Raw genomic sequence first — 20,403 nt, forward strand, 5'->3', positions numbered from 1 at the left:
AATAATTCGGACTTACGTTCCTCTCCGTGAATGGAGACGACGAAGGCAGACCAGTGGGCCGGCGGCGGACACGGATACTGAAGGCCGCCGGCCTCACTCTCGCGGGCGTGCTGGTGGCGGGAGCCGCGGCGGGCGGCTGGGCGTACTGGCATCTGAACGGCAACATCAAGAGCGTCGACATCGACCAGGCGCTCGGCGACGACCGTCCGGCGAAGGCCATGGTGACGCCCACGCCCTCCTCGCCTTCCGCGCCTTCCGCGTCGGAAAGTCCGTTGCCGACCGAGGCCCTCAACATCCTGGTCCTCGGCTCGGACTCGCGCAGCGGCAAGGAGAACCAGGCCCTCGGCGGCGGCGACAGCACCGGCGCCCGCTCCGACACGGCGATGGTCGTGCACGTCGACGCGGGCCGCACCGAGGCGACGGTCGTCAGCATCCCGCGCGACACGCTCGTCACCCGCCCCTCCTGTCCGCTGAAGGACGGGCGTTCGACGGCGGTGGCGTACCAGGCGATGTTCAACAGCGCCTACTCGGTGGGCGGCCCGGTGTGCGCGGTCAAGACCGTCGAGTCGATCACGAACGTCCGCATGGACCACTACATCGAGATCGACTTCTCGGGCTTCGCGAAGCTGGTGGACGCCCTCGGCGGCGTCACGGTCACGACGGACGAGGACATCGACGACTCCAGCAGTCACCTCACCCTCAGGGCCGGTACCCACCACCTGAACGGCAAGCAGGCCCTCGCGCTCGCCCGCACCCGGCACGGCATCGGCGACGGCAGCGACCTCGGCCGCATCGGCCTCCAGCAGAAGCTGGTGAAGGCCCTGCTGGAACAGATCTCCTCGACGAACCTGCTCACCTCGCCCACCAAGCTCTACTCGGTCGCCGACGCGATCACCGGCAGCCTCACCACCGACACCGGCCTCGACTCCCTCACCGAGCTGATGAGCCTGGGCCAGAGCCTGAAGGGGCTGTCGGCGGACCAGGTGAAGACGGTGATGATGCCGGTCGTCCAGGCGCCCTCGGACCACAACCGGGTGGTGGCGCGGGAGCCGGCGGCGAGCAGGCTGTGGAAGTCGCTGCGGTGACCACAACCCGCTGAGGGGGCGGCGAGTCTTGTCCGGTGACCATGTCGCCGTGCTGAGAGGGTCGCCCGTGTTCTCCCTTCGTACATACGGCCGTTGGGCGGTCCCGCTGGCGGCGGGCCTCCTCTCCCTGGGCGCCCTGCCCGCCCCCGCCGAGGCCTCGACCCCGGCCCCCGTCCGCGACGACTTCGACGGCGACGGCTACCAGGACCTCGCGGTCGGCGCCCCCGGCGGCACGGTGGGCGGCCTCAAGGACGCGGGCTACGTCGTCGTCATGTACGGCGGCCCGCACGGCCTGTCGGCGGACCGGCGGACGGTCGTCAGCCGTGCCACCGCCGGCATCCCCGGCAGCCCCGCCGAGGGCGAGAAGTTCGGCATCCAGCTGACCAAGGGCGACCTGGACGGTGACGGCAGGGCGGACCTGATCGTCGGTCACGTCTCCGCGACGCGGTCGGCCGTGGTGGTGTGGGGAGCGAGGGGCGGTGTGGCGGGCGGTACGTCCCTGCCCGCGTCGACCGCCCAGGCCGGCGACTTCGACGGCGACGGCAAGCTCGACCTGGCCCTGTTCAGAGGCGGCCGCGCCCCGGGCGACGACCCGCTCGGCACGACGGGGACGGTGTGGACGGGCCCGCTGACGCGCGCCGGGAAGCCGGCCGGTACGCGGGCACTGGACCCGGAGGAATTGCAGTACGTCGACGTGTGGGACGGCGCGACGGGCGACGTCGACGCCGACGGCCGTGACGAACTCGCGCTGAAGGCGTACTGCGGCGACGGCGGCTACTGCACCCTCTTCTACTCCGGTTCGCCCACGGGCCTCGTCCCCGCGGCCCACGGGACGTTCCCGGGCGGGGGCGGCGGCATGGCCTTCGGCGACTTCGACGGCGACGGCTACCAGGACCTGGCGGTCGGCAACGAGCCGGACTCGTCGGTGACGGTGGCGCCGGGCTCGGCGTCGGGCCTGGCACCGCGCGGGAGCTGGCATCGCTACACCCAGGACACCCCCGGGGTGCCGGGCGCGTACGAGGAGGGCGACTTCTTCGGCGGCTCGCTCTCGGCCGGTGACATCGACGGCGACGACCGCGACGACCTGGCGGTGGGCGCGCTGGGCGAGGAGATCGGGTACACCGACGGGGCGGGCATCGTCGAGGTCCTCTACGGCACGGCGGCCGGCCTGACCGGGACCGGGTCTCAGGCGTTCACGCAGAACACGGCCGGGGTGCCGGGGGCGGCGGAGCCGGGGGACGACTTCGGCAGCGCGGTCCGGCTCCTGGACATCAACGGCAACGGGCACGCGGACCTGGCGGCGTCGGCCATGGGGGAGAACTCCCGGGCGGGGGCGGTGTGGTCGCTGCGGGGGCGGGCGACGGGGGTCGTGACGGACGCGGCGTTCGTGTGCGGGCCGCGGACGGTCGGGGTGCCGAATGCGAAGGCGGCGTTCGGTTCCGAGCTGAAATAGACCTCGCTGACCTGCGGAAACAGCCGACCAAAAAAATCTTCGGGAAATTTCGGCGAGTGTGTCGATCCCGTCGTCTCCCGATCGACGCATGGTTGAGAGGCCGGAAAGGAACCGGCCCCCGACCCAAGGAGCCACCGATGCCCCGCTTCCTCTCCCTCGTGCAGATCGACGAGTCCAACGCCCCCGCCGAAGGTCCCAGCCCCGAGCTGATGGAGCGGATGGGTGCGCTGATCGAAGAGATCACCAAGGCCGGTGTCATGCTCGACACCGCCGGTCTGACGCCGTCCTCGCAGGGCACCCGCGTGCACTGGGAGGGCGGCAAGATCTCCGTCACCGACGGGCCCTTCACCGAGGCCAAGGAGGTCGTCGGCGGGTACGCGCTCATGCAGTGCAAGGACAAGGCCGAGGCGCTGGAGTGGACCAAGCGCTTCCTCCAGGTCCACGAGGAGTACTGGACGGTCACCTGCGAGGTGCGGGAGATCGCGGAGGGCTGAGCCCGCCTTGGCCCGGGGCGTCGACGGGTGTTGCATGGGGGACTGTGAGCCCACAGTCCCCCGGCGGCACCGAGAGCGACGTACGCCGCGCCATCGAGACCGTCTTCCGTATCGAGTCGCCGCGGATCGTCGCCGCCGTCACCCGTGTCGTCCGTGACGTCGGCATCGCCGAGGAGCTCGCCCAGGACGCCCTTGTCGCCGCCCTGGAGCAGTGGCCGCGCGAGGGGGTCCCCGACAACCCGGGCGCCTGGCTCATGACCGCCGCCCGGCGTCGTGCCGTCGACCTGGTCCGGCGTCGGGAGAACTACGCCCGCAAGCTCCAGGAGATCGGCCGGGAGATGCCGGAGACGGCTCCGCCGCAGGAGCCCACCGATCCCGACGACATCGACGACGACCTGCTCCGGCTCGTCTTCACCACCTGCCATCCCGTCCTCTCCGCCGAGGCCCGTATCGCCCTCACCCTCCGTCTTCTCGGCGGGCTGACGACGGTCGAGATCGCCCGCGCCTTCCTCGTCCCCGAGGTGACCGTCGCCCAGCGGATCGTCCGCGCCAAACGCACCCTCGCCACCAAGAACGTCGCCTTCGAGGTGCCGTACGGGGTGGAGCGCGAGGCCCGGCTCCGGGACGTGCTCGATGTCATCTACCTCGTCTTCAACGAGGGGTACGCCGCCACCGCCGGCGACGACTGGCTGCGGCCGGGGCTGTGCGAGGACGCGCTGCGGCTGGCCCGGGTGCTGGCCGGGCTGATGCCCAAGGAGCCCGAAGTGCACGGTCTCGTCGCACTGTTGGAGTTCCAGGCGTCCCGTACCGCCGCCCGTACCGGACCGGACGGCGAGCCCGTGCTGCTCAGGGACCAGAACCGGCGGCGCTGGAACCGCATGCTCATCGCCCGCGGGATCAGGGCCCTCGAGCGGGCGGAGGCCACGGCCACCGGCGCCCCAGGCCCCTACGTCCTCCAGGCCACCATCGCCGCCTGCCACGCGCACGCGTACACCTACGAGGAGACCGACTGGGCCACCATCGCCGCCCTCTACGGGCTGCTCGCCGCCCGCGCCCCCTCCCCGGTCGTCGAACTCAACCGCGCGGTCGCGGTGTCGATGGCGCAGGGGCCGGAGGCGGCGCTGGAGATCGTCGACGCCCTGGCCCCCCACCTGCCCGACTACCACCTGCTGCCCAGCGTCCGCGGCGACCTGCTGGACCGTCTCGGGCGTACGACGGAGGCGGCCGTCGAGTTCGAACGGGCCGCCGCCCTCGCCCGCAACGAACGGGAGCGGGAGCTGCTGCTCGGCCGGGCGCGGGAGGCTCAGACGGGCTGACCGAGCAGCATCGTGGGGGCGCCGGCGACGCGGGTGAGGAAGACGGTCACCGTGGCCTTGCCGTGCGGCTTCGGCAGCGCCTTCCTGCGCAGCTCCTCCGGCTCCACGGCCGAACCCCGCTTCTTCACGGTCAGGACACCGACCTCCCGCTCCCGCAGCAGGGCCTTCAACTTCTTCACGTTGAAGGGGAGTTGGTCGGTGATCTCGTAGGCGGTGGCGTACGGGGTCGGGCGCGGTTCGTCGGCGGTGATGTACGCGATCGTCTCGTCGATCAGGCCGCCCGCCAGCTCCTCGGCCACCTCGGCGACCAGGTGGGCGCGGATGACGGCGCCGTCGGGTTCGTACAAGTACCGTCCGACGGGGCGGACTTCGGGGTCGGGGAGGCCGCGGCCGAGGAGGGTGCGCGGGCCGGGGAGCAGGGTCGCGCGGACGGCGCCCGGCTCCGTGCCGAACCACAGCACCGCCTCCTTCACGTCCCCGCCGTCCGAGATCCACTCGGCCTCGGCCTCCGCCGGGATCGCCTCGTGGGGGATGCCGGGGGCGATCTTCAGGGCGGCGTGGGGTGCCTTCGCCGCCGCCTGTACGGCCCAGGACAGGGGCGGGGAGTAGGCCTCGGGGTCGAAGATGCGGCCCCGGCCGCCGCGTCGCGCCGGGTCCACGAACACCGCGTCGTACGGGGACGTGTCGATGTCCGTGACGTCCGCCTCGCGCACCTCGATCAGGCCGGCGAGCCCCAGCGCCTCGGCGTTCGCGTGGGCCGCGGCGGCCGTGAGGGGGTCGCGGTCCACCGCCAGGACCCTGATGCCGGCCCGTGCCAGCGCGATCGCGTCGCCGCCGATGCCGGAGCACAGGTCGGCGACGGACCGTACGCCCAGCGCCCGGAAGCGTTCGGCCCGATGCGTGGCCACGCTCGCCCGCGTCGACTGCTCGACGCCGTTGGGGGTGAAGAACATCCGCCCGGCGTCCTCGTCCCCGAACTTCGCCGCCGCCCGCTGCCGCAGCCGCGCCTGGCCGAGCGCCGCCGACACCAGTTCGGCGGGGTGGTCGCGGCGCAGCCGGGTGGCGACGGCGAGTTCGTCGGCGGGGGCGGTGCCGCGCACTTCGTCGAGGAGGGCGCGGCCCTCGGGGGTGAGGAGGGGGGCGAGGTCGTTCACCGCCTCATTGTGAGCCAGCCGGCGGATGGTCTGCTTGTGCGCCAGTCGGTGGACGGTCCGTCGCCGGTGGTGGTGTCGGGCCGGGCGGGGGGACCGTGGCCTGCGAAGATCCGGCGCCATGGGATCAGTAGGACAAAATGACAAAAGCCGGGCCGTGCGGGGTCCTCGGGGCGGTCTGTGGAGTCTGCGCGGCACCCTCGCCGTCGTCGCCCTCGCCGCGGTCGCCTCCGGCTGTGCGCAGGGCGACAGCGCCAAGGTCCGTCCCGCGCCCGGCCAGCAGCCCCTGAAGGCGCCCCCGGCCCGCGCCCTCGACGCCTACGCCACGAAGCTGCGCGCCTCCGTGGCCGTCGCGAAGCGGTGGGGGCTGAACAGGGCCCCGCTGGCCGCTCCCGCGCCGCCCGCGAAGAAGCCGCACATCACCACCCGCAAGGGCTTCGAGGTCGACGGTCACGAGGAGCGGGGGCTGCCGCCCGTCTTCACCACGATCCCCACCGAGCAGAAGATCGTCTTCCTCACCGTCGACGACGGCGCCGAGAAGGACCCGGCGTTCCTGCGGATGACGAGCGAGCTGAAGATCCCGTACACCGCCTTCCTCAGCGACTTCCTGATCAAGGAGGACTACGGGTACTTCAAGCGGATGCGGGACCAGGGCGTCGGGCTCAACAACCACACGCTCCACCACCCCTATCTGCCGGGACTGTCCTACGGCCGTCAGAAGCGCGAGATCTGCGGCATGCAGGACGTGATCGAGAAGCACTACGGCAAGCGGCCGCTGCTGTTCCGCCCGCCGTTCGGGAACTACAACGAGGACACCCTGGTCGCGGCGAAGGCCTGCGGGGTGAAGTACGCGCCGATCTGGAACGAGGAGGTCTTCGTCGACCACTGGGAGTACCGCGAGTGGGACCGGAAGATCCACCCGGGCGACATCGTGCTGAGTCACTTCCGCGGCCGGGAGGAGTGGAAGGGCACGATGCCGGACATGGTCCGGCGCTTCCTGAACAAGATCACGGCCGAGGGGTACGCGGTGGCACGGCTGGAGGACTACTTGTGAGGGCCTCGACGACCGCCGTGGCCGCGGCCCTGGCCGCCCTGCTCCTCGCCGGCTGCGCCCAGTCCGTCGACCCCATCGAACGGCTCGGCAAGAAGGCGGTGACGTACGGCGCGAAGGGGGTGCGGTCCGGGCCCGCGGTGCCGGTGGTGAAACGGGTCCGCACCTCCGACAAGGTGGTCTTCCTGACGTACGACGACGGCGTCGAACAGGACCCCCGCTTCGTGGAGCTCGTCCGTCGACGGCGGCTGCCGGTCAGCATGTTCCTCACGGACAGCGTCGTCGGACCGGGGTACGGCCACTTCGCCCGCCTCCAGTCGGTCGGCGCCTCGCTCCAGAACCACACCCTCGACCACGCGGCCCTGCGCGGCCTGCCGTACGCCGGCCAGCGCCACGAGATCTGCGGCCAGCAGGACAAACTCGCCTCCCGCTTCGGCCCGCGCCCCCGCCTCTTCCGCCCGCCGTACGGGACGTACGACACCACGACCCTGCGCGCCGCCACGGACTGCGGCGTCGGCGCGGTCGTCCTGTGGCGGGCGGCGATGGCGGACGACCACCTGACGTACGGCACCGGCCCGCACCGCCTGCTCCCCGGCGACATCGTCTCCCTGCCGTCGACGGAGACGACGGGTCTGACGCTGGTGGAGCGGACGACGCGGCTGCTGCGGGAGATCGAGGGGGCGGGGTTGAGGGTGGGGAGGCTGGAGGACTACCTCTGAGCGGTGCGGGCGACCCGAGGGACTACCTCTGAGCGGTGCGGGCGACCCGAGGGACTGCCTCTGAGCCGTGCCGAGCGGTCCGATGCAGGGACGCGATTAGCAGTCCGCTTGACCGAGTGCTAATCACGGTCATAGTCTCAGGTCTGGCACTCCCCCCTGGAGAGTGCCAATAGCGACGGGCAGGTCCGGCACCCGCGACGACGGATCGACCTGGTCGCCACCTCAGACAGTTAACCCCGTGAGATCTCCGAAGGGGGAGGTCGGATCGTGACGACCGCCAGCTCCAAGGTTGCCATCAAGCCGCTCGAGGACCGCATCGTGGTCCAGCCGCTCGACGCCGAGCAGACCACGGCCTCTGGCCTGGTCATCCCGGACACCGCGAAGGAGAAGCCCCAGGAGGGCGTCGTCCTCGCCGTGGGCCCGGGCCGCTTCGAGGACGGTAACCGTCTTCCGCTCGACGTTTCCGTCGGCGACATCGTGCTGTACAGCAAGTACGGCGGCACCGAGGTGAAGTACAACGGCGAGGAGTACCTCGTCCTCTCGGCCCGCGACGTGCTCGCGATCATCGAGAAGTAATTCACCCGCTTCCTTACCGAAGCACCTTTTGCTTGTGAGCTGCGCCCCGGGTTCCCGCGTCCTTATGAAGCCGGGCGTCCGGGGCGCAGTTCGTTTCACCCACGTTTTCCGAGAGGGCTGAACCGCTCCCATGGCGAAGATCCTGAAGTTCGACGAGGACGCCCGTCGCGCCCTCGAGCGCGGCGTCAACAAGCTGGCCGACACGGTCAAGGTGACGATCGGCCCCAAGGGCCGCAACGTCGTCATCGACAAGAAGTTCGGCGCCCCCACCATCACCAACGACGGTGTCACGATCGCCCGCGAGGTCGAGATCGAGGACCCGTACGAGAACCTCGGCGCGCAGCTGGTGAAGGAGGTGGCGACCAAGACCAACGACATCGCGGGTGACGGCACCACCACCGCCACCGTGCTCGCCCAGGCGCTGGTCCGCGAGGGCCTGAAGAACGTCGCCGCGGGTGCCTCCCCGGCGCTGCTGAAGAAGGGCATCGACGCCGCCGTAGCCGCCGTGTCGGAGGACCTTCTGGCCACCGCCCGTCCGATCGACGACAAGGCGGACATCGCCGCCGTCGCCGCGCTGTCCGCCCAGGACCAGCAGGTCGGCGAGCTCATCGCCGAGGCGATGGACAAGGTCGGCAAGGACGGTGTCATCACCGTCGAGGAGTCCAACACCTTCGGTCTGGAGCTGGACTTCACCGAGGGCATGGCCTTCGACAAGGGCTACCTGTCCCCGTACTTCGTCACCGACCAGGAGCGTATGGAGGCCGTCCTCGACGACCCGTACATCCTGATCAACCAGGGCAAGATCTCCTCGATCCAGGACCTGCTGCCGCTCCTCGAGAAGGTCATCCAGGCCGGCGCCTCCAAGCCGCTGCTGATCATCGCCGAGGACGTCGAGGGCGAGGCCCTGTCGACCCTGGTCGTCAACAAGATCCGCGGCACCTTCAACGCCGTCGCGGTGAAGGCCCCCGGCTTCGGCGACCGCCGCAAGGCGATGCTCCAGGACATGGCGGTCCTCACCGGCGCCACGGTCATCTCCGAGGAGGTCGGCCTCAAGCTCGACCAGGCCGGTCTGGACGTGCTGGGCTCCGCCCGCCGCGTCACGATCACCAAGGACGACACGACCATCGTCGACGGCGCCGGCAACTCCGAGGACGTCGTGGGCCGCGTCGCCCAGATCAAGGCCGAGATCGAGAACACCGACTCCGACTGGGACCGCGAGAAGCTCCAGGAGCGCCTCGCGAAGCTGGCCGGCGGCGTGTGCGTGATCAAGGTCGGCGCCGCCACCGAGGTGGAGCTGAAGGAGAAGAAGCACCGTCTGGAGGACGCCATCTCCGCGACCCGCGCCGCGGTCGAGGAGGGCATCGTCTCCGGTGGTGGCTCCGCGCTCGTCCACGCCGCCAAGGTGCTGGAGGACGGCCTGGGCAAGACCGGCGACGAGGCCACCGGTGTCGCGGTCGTCCGCCGCGCCGTCGTCGAGCCGCTGCGCTGGATCGCCGAGAACGCCGGCCTGGAGGGCTACGTCATCACCTCCAAGGTCGCCGAGCTCGACAAGGGCCAGGGCTTCAACGCCGCGACCGGCGAGTACGGCGACCTGGTCAAGGCCGGCGTCATCGACCCGGTCAAGGTCACCCGCTCCGCCCTGGAGAACGCCGCCTCCATCGCCTCCCTCCTGCTCACGACCGAGACCCTGGTCGTCGAGAAGAAGGAAGAGGAGGAGCCGGCCGCCGCGGGTCACTCCCACGGCCACTCCCACTGAGGCTTCGCACGCCTGACGGAAAGCCCCCGGCCCGCGCCCAGCGGACCGGGGGCTTTCCCGCACCCGCGCACCCGCTACTGCTCCAGGTCGTCCAGCACACCCAGCTGCCCCATCAGCCCCAGCCGGTCGTACTGCCACCATCCCTCGGCGATCTTCCCGTCGGGAGCGCACCGGTGGATCGTGGTGCCCGTCATGGACACCCGCTTCCCCGTGGCCGGGATCCCCATGAAGTCCCCGGTGTGCGTGCCGTGCCAGGTCCACCGGGTGCACACACGGTCGCCCTGGGCCAGCTGATCGTCGATCGTGAAGTCGAAGTCGAAGCCGCTCTTCCACATCTCGACCTCGCTGCGCACCGCGTCCAGTCCGATCACGTCCTGCTCGTTGGCCGGATCATGATCGTGGTAGTCCTCGATCAGCAGCCCGTCGAACGACGGCACCTCGCGCCCGGCCAGCGCCTCGAAGAAGCGCCGGGCCGTGGCGGCGTACAGCTGCTCGTCCCGTACGACGTCGAGGTCCGTGAACGTCGGCATCTCGTCGCAGAGAGCGACCATCTCCTGGAAGATCCTGTCCGTCTCGGGCAGGTTCGAGTTCCGCATCGCCTCCTCGTACGACGGGAACTCCACGATCTCGATGAAGTGCGAGGCGTCCGAGCGGTCCTTGCCGACGACGTCGTGCGTCGCGGTCCGCTTCCCCTTGGTCTGTTCGACCCACCTGTCCATCAGCTGGTTCATCTCGTCGAACCGGCTGGTCCTGCAGTCGATGAGCTGTACGAAGGTCATGGCACTCTCGCCTCCGGCCCCCCAGGGTCCGGTAGTACGGCACCATTCTCCCCCTCTTTGGCATCATGAGCCCATGGAGGCGCGGGGGGAGCGGTCCGTCTCGGCGGGCGGGGACATCGGCCTGGCGGTCACGGGGGACAACAACAGCCTGGTGTTGCGACCCGCGGTGCGCTCGGCCTACTGGGAACAGGTACGCCGTATCGCGCCGGTGGAAATCATGGGCAGGGAAAGCGAGTTGGAGGAACTCGCCAGGTTCTGTGACCCGGACGAGGACGAAGGCCCCGCATACGGCTGGTGGCGGGCCGAGGCGTGGGCGGGCAAGACGGCGCTCATGGCATGGTTCGCCCTTCACCCACCCCCGCGCGTGCGGATCGTGCCGTTCTTCGTCACCGCTCGGTGGCGGGCGCAGAACGATGTGGTGGCCTTCGGCGATGTCGTTCTGGAACAGCTGGCGGAGTTGGCCGGGGACAGCCTGCCGGCGCATCTGACGGACGCGACACGCGATGCCCATTTGCTACGTCTGTACGGCCAGGCGGCACGAATCTGTCGTGAGCGTGGCGAGCGATTAGTGCTGTTGGTCGATGGCCTGGACGAGGACCGGGGCGTCACCACCGGGCCGGATGCCCACAGCATCGCGGGCATCCTTCCACCGCGTGCGGACAGCGGTATGCGCGTCATCGTCTCCGGTCGGCTCAATCCGCCGCTGCCCACCGACGTACCGCAGGACCACCCGCTGCGTGACCCGCGATGTGTACACCGCCTGATCCCCTCGAGGTACGCGCAGGCGGTCCGTACCGAAGCGGAGAGGGAACTGAAAGCGTTTCTGGACGAGAACCGGGTAGCGCGTGACCTCCTGGGATTCGTGGTCGCGGCGGAAGGTGGTCTCACCACGGCCGAGTTGGCGCACCTGTCGAACGAGACCGACTACGGGATCAAGGACATCCTCCGGGCCAGAGCGGGCAGGACGTTCGTGGTGCGCGAGATCCAACCGCTCGGCACTCCCGGTGAGCCTGTTCATCTTCTCGCCCACGAGGAACTTCAGGAACAGGCGGCAGACATGCTGGGGCCGGCGGCGGTCGAGTCCTATCGGCAGCGTCTGCACGACTGGTTCGACGAATACCGTGCCGGAGGTTGGCCACCGAACACCCCTGCCTATCTTCTGCGGGGCTACTTCCAGATGCTGCGTGCCCACCGCGCGATCGGCCGGGTCATTCTGTGTGCCACCGACCGTGAGCGGCACGACCGCTTGCTCTATGCGTCCGGGAGCGACTCCCTCGCTCTTGCCGAGATCAGGGATGCGAGCAGCCTGATCATCGAGGAAGGTGCCGGGCGACTCGGCGAGGCGCTTGAGCTCGCTGTTCATCGAAACGCGCTGGAGGAGCGGGTTTCCGGGGTCACCCCTGCCGTCCCTGCGGCATGGGTGCGTGCCGGGGAGCCGGGCCGGGGGGAAGCAGTGGCCCGAAGTCTGCCGGACAAGCGCGAGCGCGCGCTCGCGCTCGTCGAGGTCGGAGAGCGGCTCACGGGCACCGAAGCCGTGCGCGTACTGGACGAGGTCGCGGAGATGGCCCGTCAGGAGATGGACGAGGTGTCCCGTTCACGCGTACTCGTGCGGGTCTTTTTGGCACTGTTACAGGTAGCTCAATACGAACGTGCCGAAGAGCTGGCAGCCGGCCTCGACGGAGTCCAGGTCAGTTCCCAGGCGGCCCATTGGATCGTGGGCCGCCTGGTGCGCGCGGGGGAACGCGCTCGTGTGGAAGGACTGGCCACGACACTGCGGTTCGCCGAGAGAAAGCCGATCTATTTGGCCGTGGCCCTGGCCGAATGCGGCCATGCCTCTGACGCGGAAACCGTTGCCCGTACGGCTGCCTCACCGACTGTCAGAAAACTGGCGCTGGCACGGCTCGCAGTGGTCCAGCACCGGATGAAGCGCTTCGAGTCCGCACGACTGCTGATCGAAGAAGCGATCTCCATCCGTCACTACGTCAATCCCGCGGAATTCGTCCCCTTGATCGCGGCGGCCGGAGAAGTGCGGACGGCGCTGGAACACGTTCACAGCATCACATCGGACGAGTGGCGCTTCGAAGTCCTGGCGAAGACAGTGGCCGAGAGCGCGCGGTCCGGACACACGGATGATGCCAAGTCGTTGCTGCGTCTGCTGCCCGACGGACCCCACCTTTCCGCGGGCGCTGCCGCCGCTGCTGCTCAGCTCTCCCGAGTCGGCGATGTGGATCAGGCATTTCGAGTCGCTCGCCTCATCACGGAGGACCGATGTCTGTCCGAAGCGCTTCTTGAGATCTCTCTGGCCAAGATCAGGGCAGGCGAGGCGGATGACGCCTTGCGGATCGGCGGGATGCTGGCCGAGGAAGACGGCTCCATCGACCCGCTGGTCCGGATCTCCACCGAACTGTCCGAGGTCGGATTACCGGAGCGGGCCCGCAGCGTCCTCGTCGAGGCCGAGAATCTGGCACGCGGGTCCGTCAGCCTTCCGGCGAGACTCCGTGCCACCTTCACGGTGGCGTCGGCGCTGGCCGGAGCCGGACTTGGCCAGGCGGCCCGCTCTCTCCTGAACGGTGCTGAGGGCGACCTCGCGACGCTGCCCGCCCGTTGGGCGGCGCTCGCACCGGTACGTCGAGAGCTGACGGTTCTGCTGGCACGTGCTCAGGCCGATGCAGATCTCCTCACGCGTGCCGAAACACTCGCGGAGCGGGCCGAGGACGCACACGCACAGGAGCGGATCTGGGTGGAGATCGCCCAAGCCATGGTTGTCCACCGTAGGTTCGACGACGCGGAGAGGATCGCACGCATACCCCTGAGCCTCAGCCGGAGCCGACTCCCCTTCGTCACGGCCGTAGCCCTTGCCGGAGCAGGAGAGCACGAACGGGCCGTCGAGCTGGCCCGAGGGCAGCAACAAGGGCCGGATGCGTGGGCTCTGGCGGAGATCGCGTACGACCTGGTGGCGAGCGGCCGGGCGGAAGAAGCCGTGCCGCACCTCGTGGAGGCCGAGAGACACGCGAGGAGCATGCCTTCCGTGCAGGCCGCCGCGGCCTTGGCTCGGGCTCTGGCCCGCAGCGGAGACATGGACGCCGCCCGGATCCAGACGGACCAGGCCGAGGTCCTCGCTGCACGACGGCTGACCGCGGGTGCCGATACCCGTGACCTGCTGGAAGCCCTGGTGGCGATCGGGAACTTCGCGCGAGCGGAGGAGCTCGTGGAGAAGCTCCTCAGCCCCTCGGCCAAGGCCGCGGCGCAGGTCGCACTTGTTGCAGCCTACCTGCGCCACGGTCAAGGGGAACGGGCCGAAAAGCTGACCGAGAACATCCGGGCCGACAGGGAGACAGCGCAGGCGTACTTGGCTCTCGCTCGCAGCGCGACCGCCCCCGCGGCACGCGTTCACCTCGCCCAGGCTCTTCATCACGGCTGGTGGCCGCAATGCCTTCCGGACCTGCTGGACTTCGATCCCGGTCTCGCGTCCATCGCCATTCGTGCGATCGAAGGGTGGCAAGGGGGCGGGGAGACCACGGAACGCATGCAGCGACCGGGACCCGAGGCAGGGAGGCCTACTGAGGCCCGTACTTCCGCCCCGTCCTTGAGCTGATCCCGCCGAGCAGTCCGCGCGGCACCACCTTCACCACGCCCATCAGCGCCTTGTACCGGGGGTCGGGGATCGACAACGTCTTCCCCCGCGCGAGGTCGTGCAACGCGGACGCCACCAGCTTGTCCGCGTCGAGCCACATCCACCCCGGGATGTTGTCCGTCCCCATCCCGGCCCGCTCATGGAACTCGGTGCGCACGAACCCGGGCGCCAGCGCCATCAACCGCACCCCGCTGCCCGCGAGATCCTTGGCCGCGCCCTGCGTGAACTGCACGACCCACGCCTTGGACGCGCCGTACGTCCCGCGCGGCACGAAGGCGGCCACGGACGCGACATTGACGACACCGCCCCGCCCGCGCTCCCGCATGGCCTCCGCCGCGGCCGACGTCAGCCGCAGCACCGCCTCGCAGTGCACCTTGAGCATCCGCAGCTCGTCGGCCATGGAGACGTCGAGATAGCGGCCCTTGTTGCCGAAGCCGGCGTTGTTGACCAGCAGGTCGACGGGGCGGCGGCGGTCGGAGAGCCGGTCGGCGACCGACTCGATGCCGTCGTCCGTCGCCAGATCCGCGGTGAGGACCTCCACCTCCACGCCGTGCCGGTCGTGCAGTTCGGTGGCCTGCTCGCGCATCCGCCGGGTGTCGCGGGCCACCAGCACCAGGTCGTGCCCGTCAGCCGCCAGCCGCCGTGCGAACGCGGCACCGATGCCCGCGGTCGATCCCGTAATCAATGCCGTTGTCATGGCGCAAGGTTAGTGACCCGGACCGACAGCCTCCGACTGCCGTCAGGCCCCGCGCTCTGCGTACCTCTCCCCGTACTTCTCCACATACTCGCGCGCCGACCGGAGCACCTCCGGATGCAGCGCGTCCCCCGCGGCGAGCATCCGGGGCAGCAGGGCCCGCTCGGTGGTCGTCGCCCGGAAGGACAGCGCGACCGTCACGTCGTGGTCGGGCCGGTGCACGATCTCGACCGGGTCCCCGGCCCGGAACTCGCCCGGCTCGATCACCCGCAGATACGCCCCCGGCGCCCCCTTGGCGGTGAACCGCTTCACCCACCGGGGCTCACCCACGTGCCCCTGGAAGGTCGCGCACGGAATCCGCGCGCTGGTGATCTCCAGCACCACCTCGGGCCCGATCCGCCAGCGCTCACCGATCAGCGCCCCGGACACGTCCAGACCGAGGGTGGTGATGTTCTCCCCGAAGGCACCGTTGGCCAGCGAACGCCCGAGCTCGCGCTCCCAGTCGTCCAGGTCCTCGCGCGCCACCGCGTACACCGCCTGGTCGTCCCCGCCGTGATGCTGCCGCGTGCACACGTCGTCCCCGGCGAGCCCGCTGCCCCCGATGCCCTTCGGCCCGGGCGCCGCCACCCGCACCGGCGCCGCCACCGGCTGCTTGTCGATCCCGGTCAGCCCCTCCGGGTGGTCCGTGTACGACACGGCCTTGGCCCGGCCCAGATTCACCGACAGAAGCTTCATGGAACGGCACGGTAGGCGTCCCGTCGTCAAAGCCGCTACGCATTATTCGGCGTCGTATCAAAGACTGGCTTATCCTCGAAAGGTGATCGAAGCCCGTCACCTGCGCGTTCTCCGTGCCGTCGCCGCCACCGGCTCCTTCTCGGCCGCCGGCCGCGAGCTGGGCTGCACCCAGCCCGCCGTCAGCCAGCAGATGAAGGCCCTGGAGGCGTCCGTCGGCACCCCGCTGCTCATCCGCAGCGGCCGCGAGATGCGGCTGACCCAGGCGGGAGAGGCACTCGTCCGGCACGCCGCCGGAATCATCGCCGGGCTCACCGCCGCCGAGGAGGAGGTCGCCGCCATCGCCGGGCTGCGCGCCGGCCGGGTGCGGCTGGTCTCCTTCCCCAGCGGCAGCTCCACCCTGGTCCCCACCGCCCTCGCCGCCCTGCGCGCCGCGCACCCCGGCACCCGCGTCTCCCTGGAGGAGGCCGAACCGCCGCAGTCCGTCGAGATGTTGCGAGAGGGCGACTGCGACATCGCGCTCGCCTTCCGGTACGCGGGCGCCGCGGGCGGCGGTGACGAATGGGACGACCTCGTCGTACGGCCCCTGCTGCGGGACCGGCTCGTCGCCCTCGTACCCGAGCGGCACCGGCTCGCGCGGGCCGGGTCCGTCGCCATCGGGGAACTCGCGCGCGAGCCCTGGATCGCCGGATGCCCGCGCTGCCGCGGCCAGTTGGTGGAGGTGTGCGAGGGCGCCGGCTTCACGCCCCGGATCGACTTCGCGACCGACGACTATCCGGCGGTGGTGGGCCTGGTCGGCGCAGGTCTGGGCGTCGCCGTCCTGCCGCAGCTCGCCATCGAGTCGGTACGGCCCCGGGGTGCGCGCACGGTCACCCTGGAACCGGCCGTGCGCCGGGAGATCGTCGCGCTGACCCTGCCCGACCTGGCCCAGGTGCCGGCCGTGGCGGCGACGCTGGACCAGCTGGAGCGGGCGGCGGGGCGCAAGCAGCCGTAAGGGGACAGCAAACAGGCACGCGTGCGCGTGCCCGTTTTGAAGAAACGTTCCTTCAGTTGTTCGAGGCGGCGTGCCCGCCACTCGACGACGACGCCGTCACCAGGCGGTTGCGCGCCCGGCCCATGAGCTCCTCGCGCTCGTCCTCGGTCAGCCCGCCCCACACGCCGTACGGCTCTCGCACCGCCAGCGCGTGCGCCGCGCACTGCGCGCGCACCGGGCATCTCATGCAGACCTCCTTGGCCGAGTTCTCACGAGCACTCCGCGCCGCACCGCGCTCTCCCTCCGGATGGAAGAAGAGCGAACTGTCGACCCCGCGGCAGGCAGCAAGGAGCTGCCAGTCCCACAGGTCCGCGTTCGGTCCGGGAAGGCGGGAGAAATCTGCCATTGCGTGACCCCTTGTAGCCGTTCTGTGGCGGATACGGTGTCCACGACCGTACATCTACGATCTAAGGAGATGAAAATATGACTCATTGCGAATCTAGCCTCAGACACCAGTAAATGGGAAGAAATGGGGCCGAATGGGGCACCGGTTGTGATGAAACGTTGTGGGTCCGCCGCGCATGTCTGCACCGTGTCCGCACCCTCACGTAGAGTGCCGAAGACGGCGCACAGCCCCGTAACTCTTTCGAGTGACCGTCGTTGAGAGTGCGGAGGCGGTTGAAGCTAGAAGTGCTCGGGCAGGCGTCCGAGACGGTCGACCGCACAGGTGACGATTTCGTACCAGCCTGGAGGCTCAAGGTGACGTGCATCAGCTGCGGAGGGCGGCCATGACATCCGTCCTCGTCTGCGACGACTCCCCGCTTGCCCGAGAGGCGCTCCGCCGCGCGGTCGCGACCGTGCCCGGCGTCGAGCGCGTGACGACCGCGGCCAACGGCGAGGAAGTCCTCCGCCGCTGGGGCGCCGACCGCTCGGACCTGATCCTGATGGACGTACGCATGCCCGGACTGGGCGGCGTCGAGACCGTACGGCGGCTGCTGTCCGCCGACCCCGGTGCGCGCATCATCATGCTCACCGTCGCGGAGGACCTGGACGGCGTGGCCCTGGCGGTCGCCGCCGGGGCGCGGGGCTACCTCCACAAGGACGCCTCCCGGGCCGAGTTGAGGGCCACGGTGACGCAGGCGCTGGCCGACCCCACGTGGCGACTGGCCCCGCGGCGGCTGCGGTCCGCCGAGATGGGGGCGGCGCCCACGCTCACCGCGCGTGAGATCCAGGTGCTCGAAGGAATGAGCCACGGGCGGTCCAACGCGGAGATCGGGCGGGAGCTGTTCCTGTCGGAGGACACCGTGAAGACGCATGCTCGGCGGTTGTTCAAGAAGCTGGGTGCGTCTGACCGGGCGCATGCCGTCGCTCTTGGGTTCCGGTGGGGTCTGGTTCGCTAAGAGCTCGGTCCAGTAGGCCGTTGCCGTGTGCGGGTCGTTCGTGGCTGGTCGCGCAGTTCCCCGCGCCCCTTTGGGGCGCGGGTGCTTGTTTCGTGGCGGATGCCGCATCCTTGAGGTGTGGAGTCTCTCGGGGACGAGTCGGTCGAGCGGAAGGGGAGGGCGCAGGGGATGAGTTCCGGCGCACCTGCTCATAACGCTTCGGTGCACAACATCGGACGCGGTGCCACGGATGAATCGGCCGCAGGGCACCATGGACCGATGCGCGAGGACGAGACGACGGTGATCGGTGGGCTTGTCCATCGCGCCGTCGACGGGGATGAGCAGGCGACTCACGACCTGCTCGCCCATGTCCACCCACTGGCGCTGCGCTATTGCCGTACGCGACTGTCCCGGCTCCCCGGTGACGCGCGTCATTTCGTGGAGGACCTCGCGCAGGAGGTCTGTGTCGCGGTGCTGCTCGCGCTGCCGCGTTATCGGGACACCGGCCGGCCCTTCGAGGCCTTCGTGTTCGCCATCGCCGCTCACAAGGTCGCCGACCTGCAGCGTGCCGCGATGCGGGGCCCCGGCTCGACGGCGGTGCCGTCGGACGAGATGCCGGAGCGGCCCGACGACTCGCTCGGGCCCGAGGAGCGGGCGCTGCTCAGCAGTGACGCCGAATGGGCCAAGAAGCTGCTGGCCAACCTCCCCGAGAACCAGCGGGAGCTGTTGCTGCTGCGGATCGCGGTGGGGCTGACCGCGGAGGAGACGGGACAGATGTTGGGAATGTCACCCGGCGCGGTGCGCGTGGCGCAGCACCGTGCGCTGAGCAGGCTGCGGGCGCTGGCCGAGCAGTAGGGCCCGCGTGTTTGTGGCTTTGTGGCTTCGGTGAACAGGCCCTGCCTCGGTTCCGTACGAAGATACGAAGCCGGTAGCCGGACGGAACCGTGGAATTCGGGACCCTTCCTTCCCGTTAGCATGGACATCCGCACCGATCAAGGCCATTGGGGAAGGTGTCATGACTGCAAACGTCGACGGAGTGCCCGCCAAATTCGCGACGCTCGGGCTGACCTACGACGACGTGCTGCTGCTGCCGGGCGCGTCGGACATGGCTCCCGACGACATCGACACCGCCTCGTACGTCTCCAAGAACGTGCGGGTGAACATCCCGCTGCTGTCCGCCGCCATGGACAAGGTCACCGAGTCGCGCATGGCGATCGCGATGGCCCGCCAGGGCGGCGTCGGCGTACTGCACCGCAACCTCTCCATCGAGGACCAGGCCAACCAGGTCGACCTCGTCAAGCGCTCCGAGTCCGGCATGGTGGCCGACCCGATCACCGTGCACCCGGACGCCACGCTCGCCGAGGCCGACGCGCTGTGCGCCAAGTTCCGCATCAGCGGCGTCCCCGTCACCGACCCGGGCAAGAAGCTGCTCGGCATCGTCACCAACCGCGACATGGCCTTCGAGAGCGACCGCTCCCGCCGGGTCCGCGAGGTCATGACGCCGATGCCGCTGGTCACCGGCAAGGTCGGCATCTCCGGCGTCGAGGCCATGGAGCTGCTGCGCAAGCACAAGATCGAGAAGCTTCCGCTGGTCGACGACGAGGGCGTCCTCAAGGGCCTCATCACCGTCAAGGACTTCGTCAAGGCCGAGAAGTACCCGAGCGCCGCCAAGGACGCCGAGGGCCGGCTCCTCGTCGGTGCCGCGGTGGGCGTGGCCGGTGACGCCTTCGAGCGCGCCCAGGCGCTGATCGAGGCGGGCGTCGACTTCATCGTCGTCGACACCGCGCACGGCCACTCCCGGCTGGTCGGCGACATGGTCGCCAAGATCAAGTCCAACCACACGCGCGTGGACGTCATCGGCGGCAACATCGCCACCCGTGACGGCGCCCAGGCGCTCATCGACGCCGGTGTGGACGGCATCAAGGTCGGTGTCGGTCCGGGCTCCATCTGTACGACCCGCGTCGTCGCCGGCATCGGCGTCCCGCAGGTCACCGCCATCTACGAGGCCTCGCTGGCCGCCAAGGAGGCCGGGGTCCCGGTCATCGGCGACGGCGGCCTGCAGTACTCCGGCGACATCGCCAAGGCGCTCGTCGCGGGCGCCGACACCGTGATGCTGGGCTCGCTGCTCGCGGGCTGCGAGGAGTCCCCGGGCGAGCTGCTGTTCATCAACGGCAAGCAGTTCAAGTCGTACCGCGGCATGGGCTCGCTCGGCGCGATGCAGTCCCGCGGCGACCGCAAGTCCTTCTCCAAGGACCGCTACTTCCAGGAGGGCGTCGCCTCCGACGAGCAGCTCGTCCCCGAGGGCATCGAGGGCCAGGTGCCCTACCGCGGCCCGCTCTCCTCGGTCGTCCACCAGCTGGTCGGCGGTCTGCGCCAGTCGATGTTCTACGTCGGCGGCCGCACCGTCCCGGAGCTCCAGGACAACGGCCGGTTCGTCCGGATCACCTCGGCGGGCCTGAAGGAGTCGCACCCGCACGACATCCAGATGACGGTCGAGGCGCCGAACTACAGCCGCAAGTAGTCGCCAGGCCTCACGAGGGCGGTCCCGGAGCATCCGGGGCCGCCCTTGTCGTATGCGTCGGGGATACTGGAAGGCGCTGCAACGCATCAG

The 20,403-nt window shown here is 70.0% G+C and carries 18 protein-coding genes; 13 read left to right on the plus strand and 5 right to left on the minus strand.

What is annotated here, in order from left to right:
* Positions 1-26 precede the first annotated feature (26 nt).
* The 4 genes from ACFUO4_RS20130 to ACFUO4_RS20145 all read left to right on the plus strand — a co-directional run bounded on the left by ACFUO4_RS20130 (position 27) and on the right by ACFUO4_RS20145 (position 4,348).
* Positions 27-1,085, plus strand: a complete 1,059-nt coding sequence (locus ACFUO4_RS20130; protein ID WP_383486449.1) for an LCP family protein — start codon at positions 27-29, stop codon at positions 1,083-1,085.
* A 67-nt stretch (positions 1,086-1,152) separates the two neighbouring features.
* Positions 1,153-2,538, plus strand: a complete 1,386-nt coding sequence (locus tag ACFUO4_RS20135; RefSeq protein WP_383486452.1) for an FG-GAP-like repeat-containing protein — start codon at positions 1,153-1,155, stop codon at positions 2,536-2,538.
* Between the two features lie 137 nt (positions 2,539-2,675).
* Positions 2,676-3,032, plus strand: a complete 357-nt coding sequence (locus ACFUO4_RS20140; protein ID WP_059192869.1) for a YciI family protein — start codon at positions 2,676-2,678, stop codon at positions 3,030-3,032.
* A 44-nt stretch (positions 3,033-3,076) separates the two neighbouring features.
* A complete protein-coding gene (locus ACFUO4_RS20145; protein ID WP_383486455.1) occupies positions 3,077-4,348 on the plus strand; it encodes an RNA polymerase sigma factor in 1,272 nt (423 codons plus the stop codon).
* Here the strand turns inward: ACFUO4_RS20145 and ACFUO4_RS20150 are convergent.
* The gene (locus ACFUO4_RS20150) at positions 4,336-5,502 is read right to left on the minus strand and encodes an SAM-dependent methyltransferase (RefSeq protein WP_383486458.1); all 1,167 of its coding nucleotides are present in this window, start codon (positions 5,500-5,502) and stop codon (positions 4,336-4,338) included. The two genes, ACFUO4_RS20145 and ACFUO4_RS20150, sit on opposite strands and share 13 nt — an antisense overlap.
* 118 nt (positions 5,503-5,620) lie before the next feature.
* Between ACFUO4_RS20150 and ACFUO4_RS20155 the strand changes: the two genes are divergently transcribed.
* The 4 genes from ACFUO4_RS20155 to groL all read left to right on the plus strand — a co-directional run bounded on the left by ACFUO4_RS20155 (position 5,621) and on the right by groL (position 9,601).
* Entirely contained in the window at positions 5,621-6,553 is a 933-nt protein-coding gene (locus tag ACFUO4_RS20155; protein WP_079308636.1) for a polysaccharide deacetylase family protein, read from the plus strand.
* Positions 6,550-7,269, plus strand: coding sequence for a polysaccharide deacetylase family protein (locus ACFUO4_RS20160; RefSeq protein WP_383486461.1), 720 nt, complete (start codon positions 6,550-6,552; stop codon positions 7,267-7,269). Before ACFUO4_RS20155 ends, ACFUO4_RS20160 begins: the two co-directional genes overlap by 4 nt.
* 267 nt (positions 7,270-7,536) lie before the next feature.
* Complete coding sequence (groES, locus tag ACFUO4_RS20165; RefSeq protein ID WP_037749256.1) at positions 7,537-7,845, plus strand: co-chaperone GroES; 309 nt, start codon at positions 7,537-7,539, stop codon at positions 7,843-7,845.
* 130 nt (positions 7,846-7,975) lie between these two features.
* Complete coding sequence (gene groL / locus ACFUO4_RS20170) at positions 7,976-9,601, plus strand: chaperonin GroEL (protein WP_079308634.1); 1,626 nt, start codon at positions 7,976-7,978, stop codon at positions 9,599-9,601.
* Positions 9,602-9,675: 74 nt separating this feature from the next.
* Here the strand turns inward: groL and ACFUO4_RS20175 are convergent, their stop codons facing one another.
* The gene (locus ACFUO4_RS20175; RefSeq protein ID WP_383486465.1) at positions 9,676-10,380 is read right to left on the minus strand and encodes an ester cyclase; all 705 of its coding nucleotides are present in this window, start codon (positions 10,378-10,380) and stop codon (positions 9,676-9,678) included.
* A gap of 73 nt (positions 10,381-10,453) precedes the next feature.
* Between ACFUO4_RS20175 and ACFUO4_RS20180 the strand changes: the two genes are divergently transcribed.
* Positions 10,454-13,975, plus strand: coding sequence for a hypothetical protein (locus tag ACFUO4_RS20180; protein ID WP_383486468.1), 3,522 nt, complete (start codon positions 10,454-10,456; stop codon positions 13,973-13,975).
* Here the strand turns inward: ACFUO4_RS20180 and ACFUO4_RS20185 are convergent.
* The gene (locus ACFUO4_RS20185) at positions 13,938-14,711 is read right to left on the minus strand and encodes an SDR family oxidoreductase (RefSeq protein WP_079308631.1); all 774 of its coding nucleotides are present in this window, start codon (positions 14,709-14,711) and stop codon (positions 13,938-13,940) included. The two genes, ACFUO4_RS20180 and ACFUO4_RS20185, sit on opposite strands and share 38 nt — an antisense overlap.
* A 42-nt stretch (positions 14,712-14,753) precedes the next feature.
* Positions 14,754-15,443, minus strand: coding sequence for an MOSC domain-containing protein (locus tag ACFUO4_RS20190; protein WP_383486471.1), 690 nt, complete (start codon positions 15,441-15,443; stop codon positions 14,754-14,756).
* Positions 15,444-15,525: 82 nt separating this feature from the next.
* Here ACFUO4_RS20190 and ACFUO4_RS20195 point away from each other — a divergent pair, with 82 nt between their 5' ends.
* Positions 15,526-16,434 (plus strand): LysR family transcriptional regulator, encoded by a 909-nt coding sequence (locus ACFUO4_RS20195; RefSeq protein ID WP_383486474.1) that lies wholly within the window; start codon positions 15,526-15,528, stop codon positions 16,432-16,434.
* 52 nt (positions 16,435-16,486) lie between these two features.
* On the opposite strand, the gene ACFUO4_RS20200 is transcribed toward ACFUO4_RS20195, so the two are convergent.
* On the minus strand, positions 16,487-16,819 hold the full coding sequence (locus ACFUO4_RS20200) for a WhiB family transcriptional regulator (RefSeq protein WP_059192859.1): 333 nt from the start codon (positions 16,817-16,819) through the stop codon (positions 16,487-16,489).
* A 382-nt stretch (positions 16,820-17,201) separates the two neighbouring features.
* On the opposite strand from ACFUO4_RS20200, the gene ACFUO4_RS20205 reads away from it, so the two are divergent.
* From ACFUO4_RS20205 to guaB, 3 genes are all read left to right on the plus strand, one after another.
* Positions 17,202-17,813: a response regulator transcription factor gene (locus ACFUO4_RS20205; RefSeq protein ID WP_003948568.1), complete on the plus strand. Its 612-nt coding sequence runs from the start codon at positions 17,202-17,204 to the stop codon at positions 17,811-17,813.
* A 168-nt stretch (positions 17,814-17,981) separates the two neighbouring features.
* Entirely contained in the window at positions 17,982-18,647 is a 666-nt protein-coding gene (locus tag ACFUO4_RS20210) for a sigma-70 family RNA polymerase sigma factor (RefSeq protein ID WP_383486477.1), read from the plus strand.
* Between the two features lie 160 nt (positions 18,648-18,807).
* Positions 18,808-20,313, plus strand: a complete 1,506-nt coding sequence (gene guaB, locus ACFUO4_RS20215; protein ID WP_079308629.1) for an IMP dehydrogenase — start codon at positions 18,808-18,810, stop codon at positions 20,311-20,313.
* Positions 20,314-20,403 lie beyond the last annotated feature (90 nt).

Origin of the sequence: Streptomyces sp. NPDC057280 (genome assembly GCF_042668605.1) — a bacterium.
Taxonomy (GTDB): Bacteria; Actinomycetota; Actinomycetes; order Streptomycetales; family Streptomycetaceae; genus Streptomyces.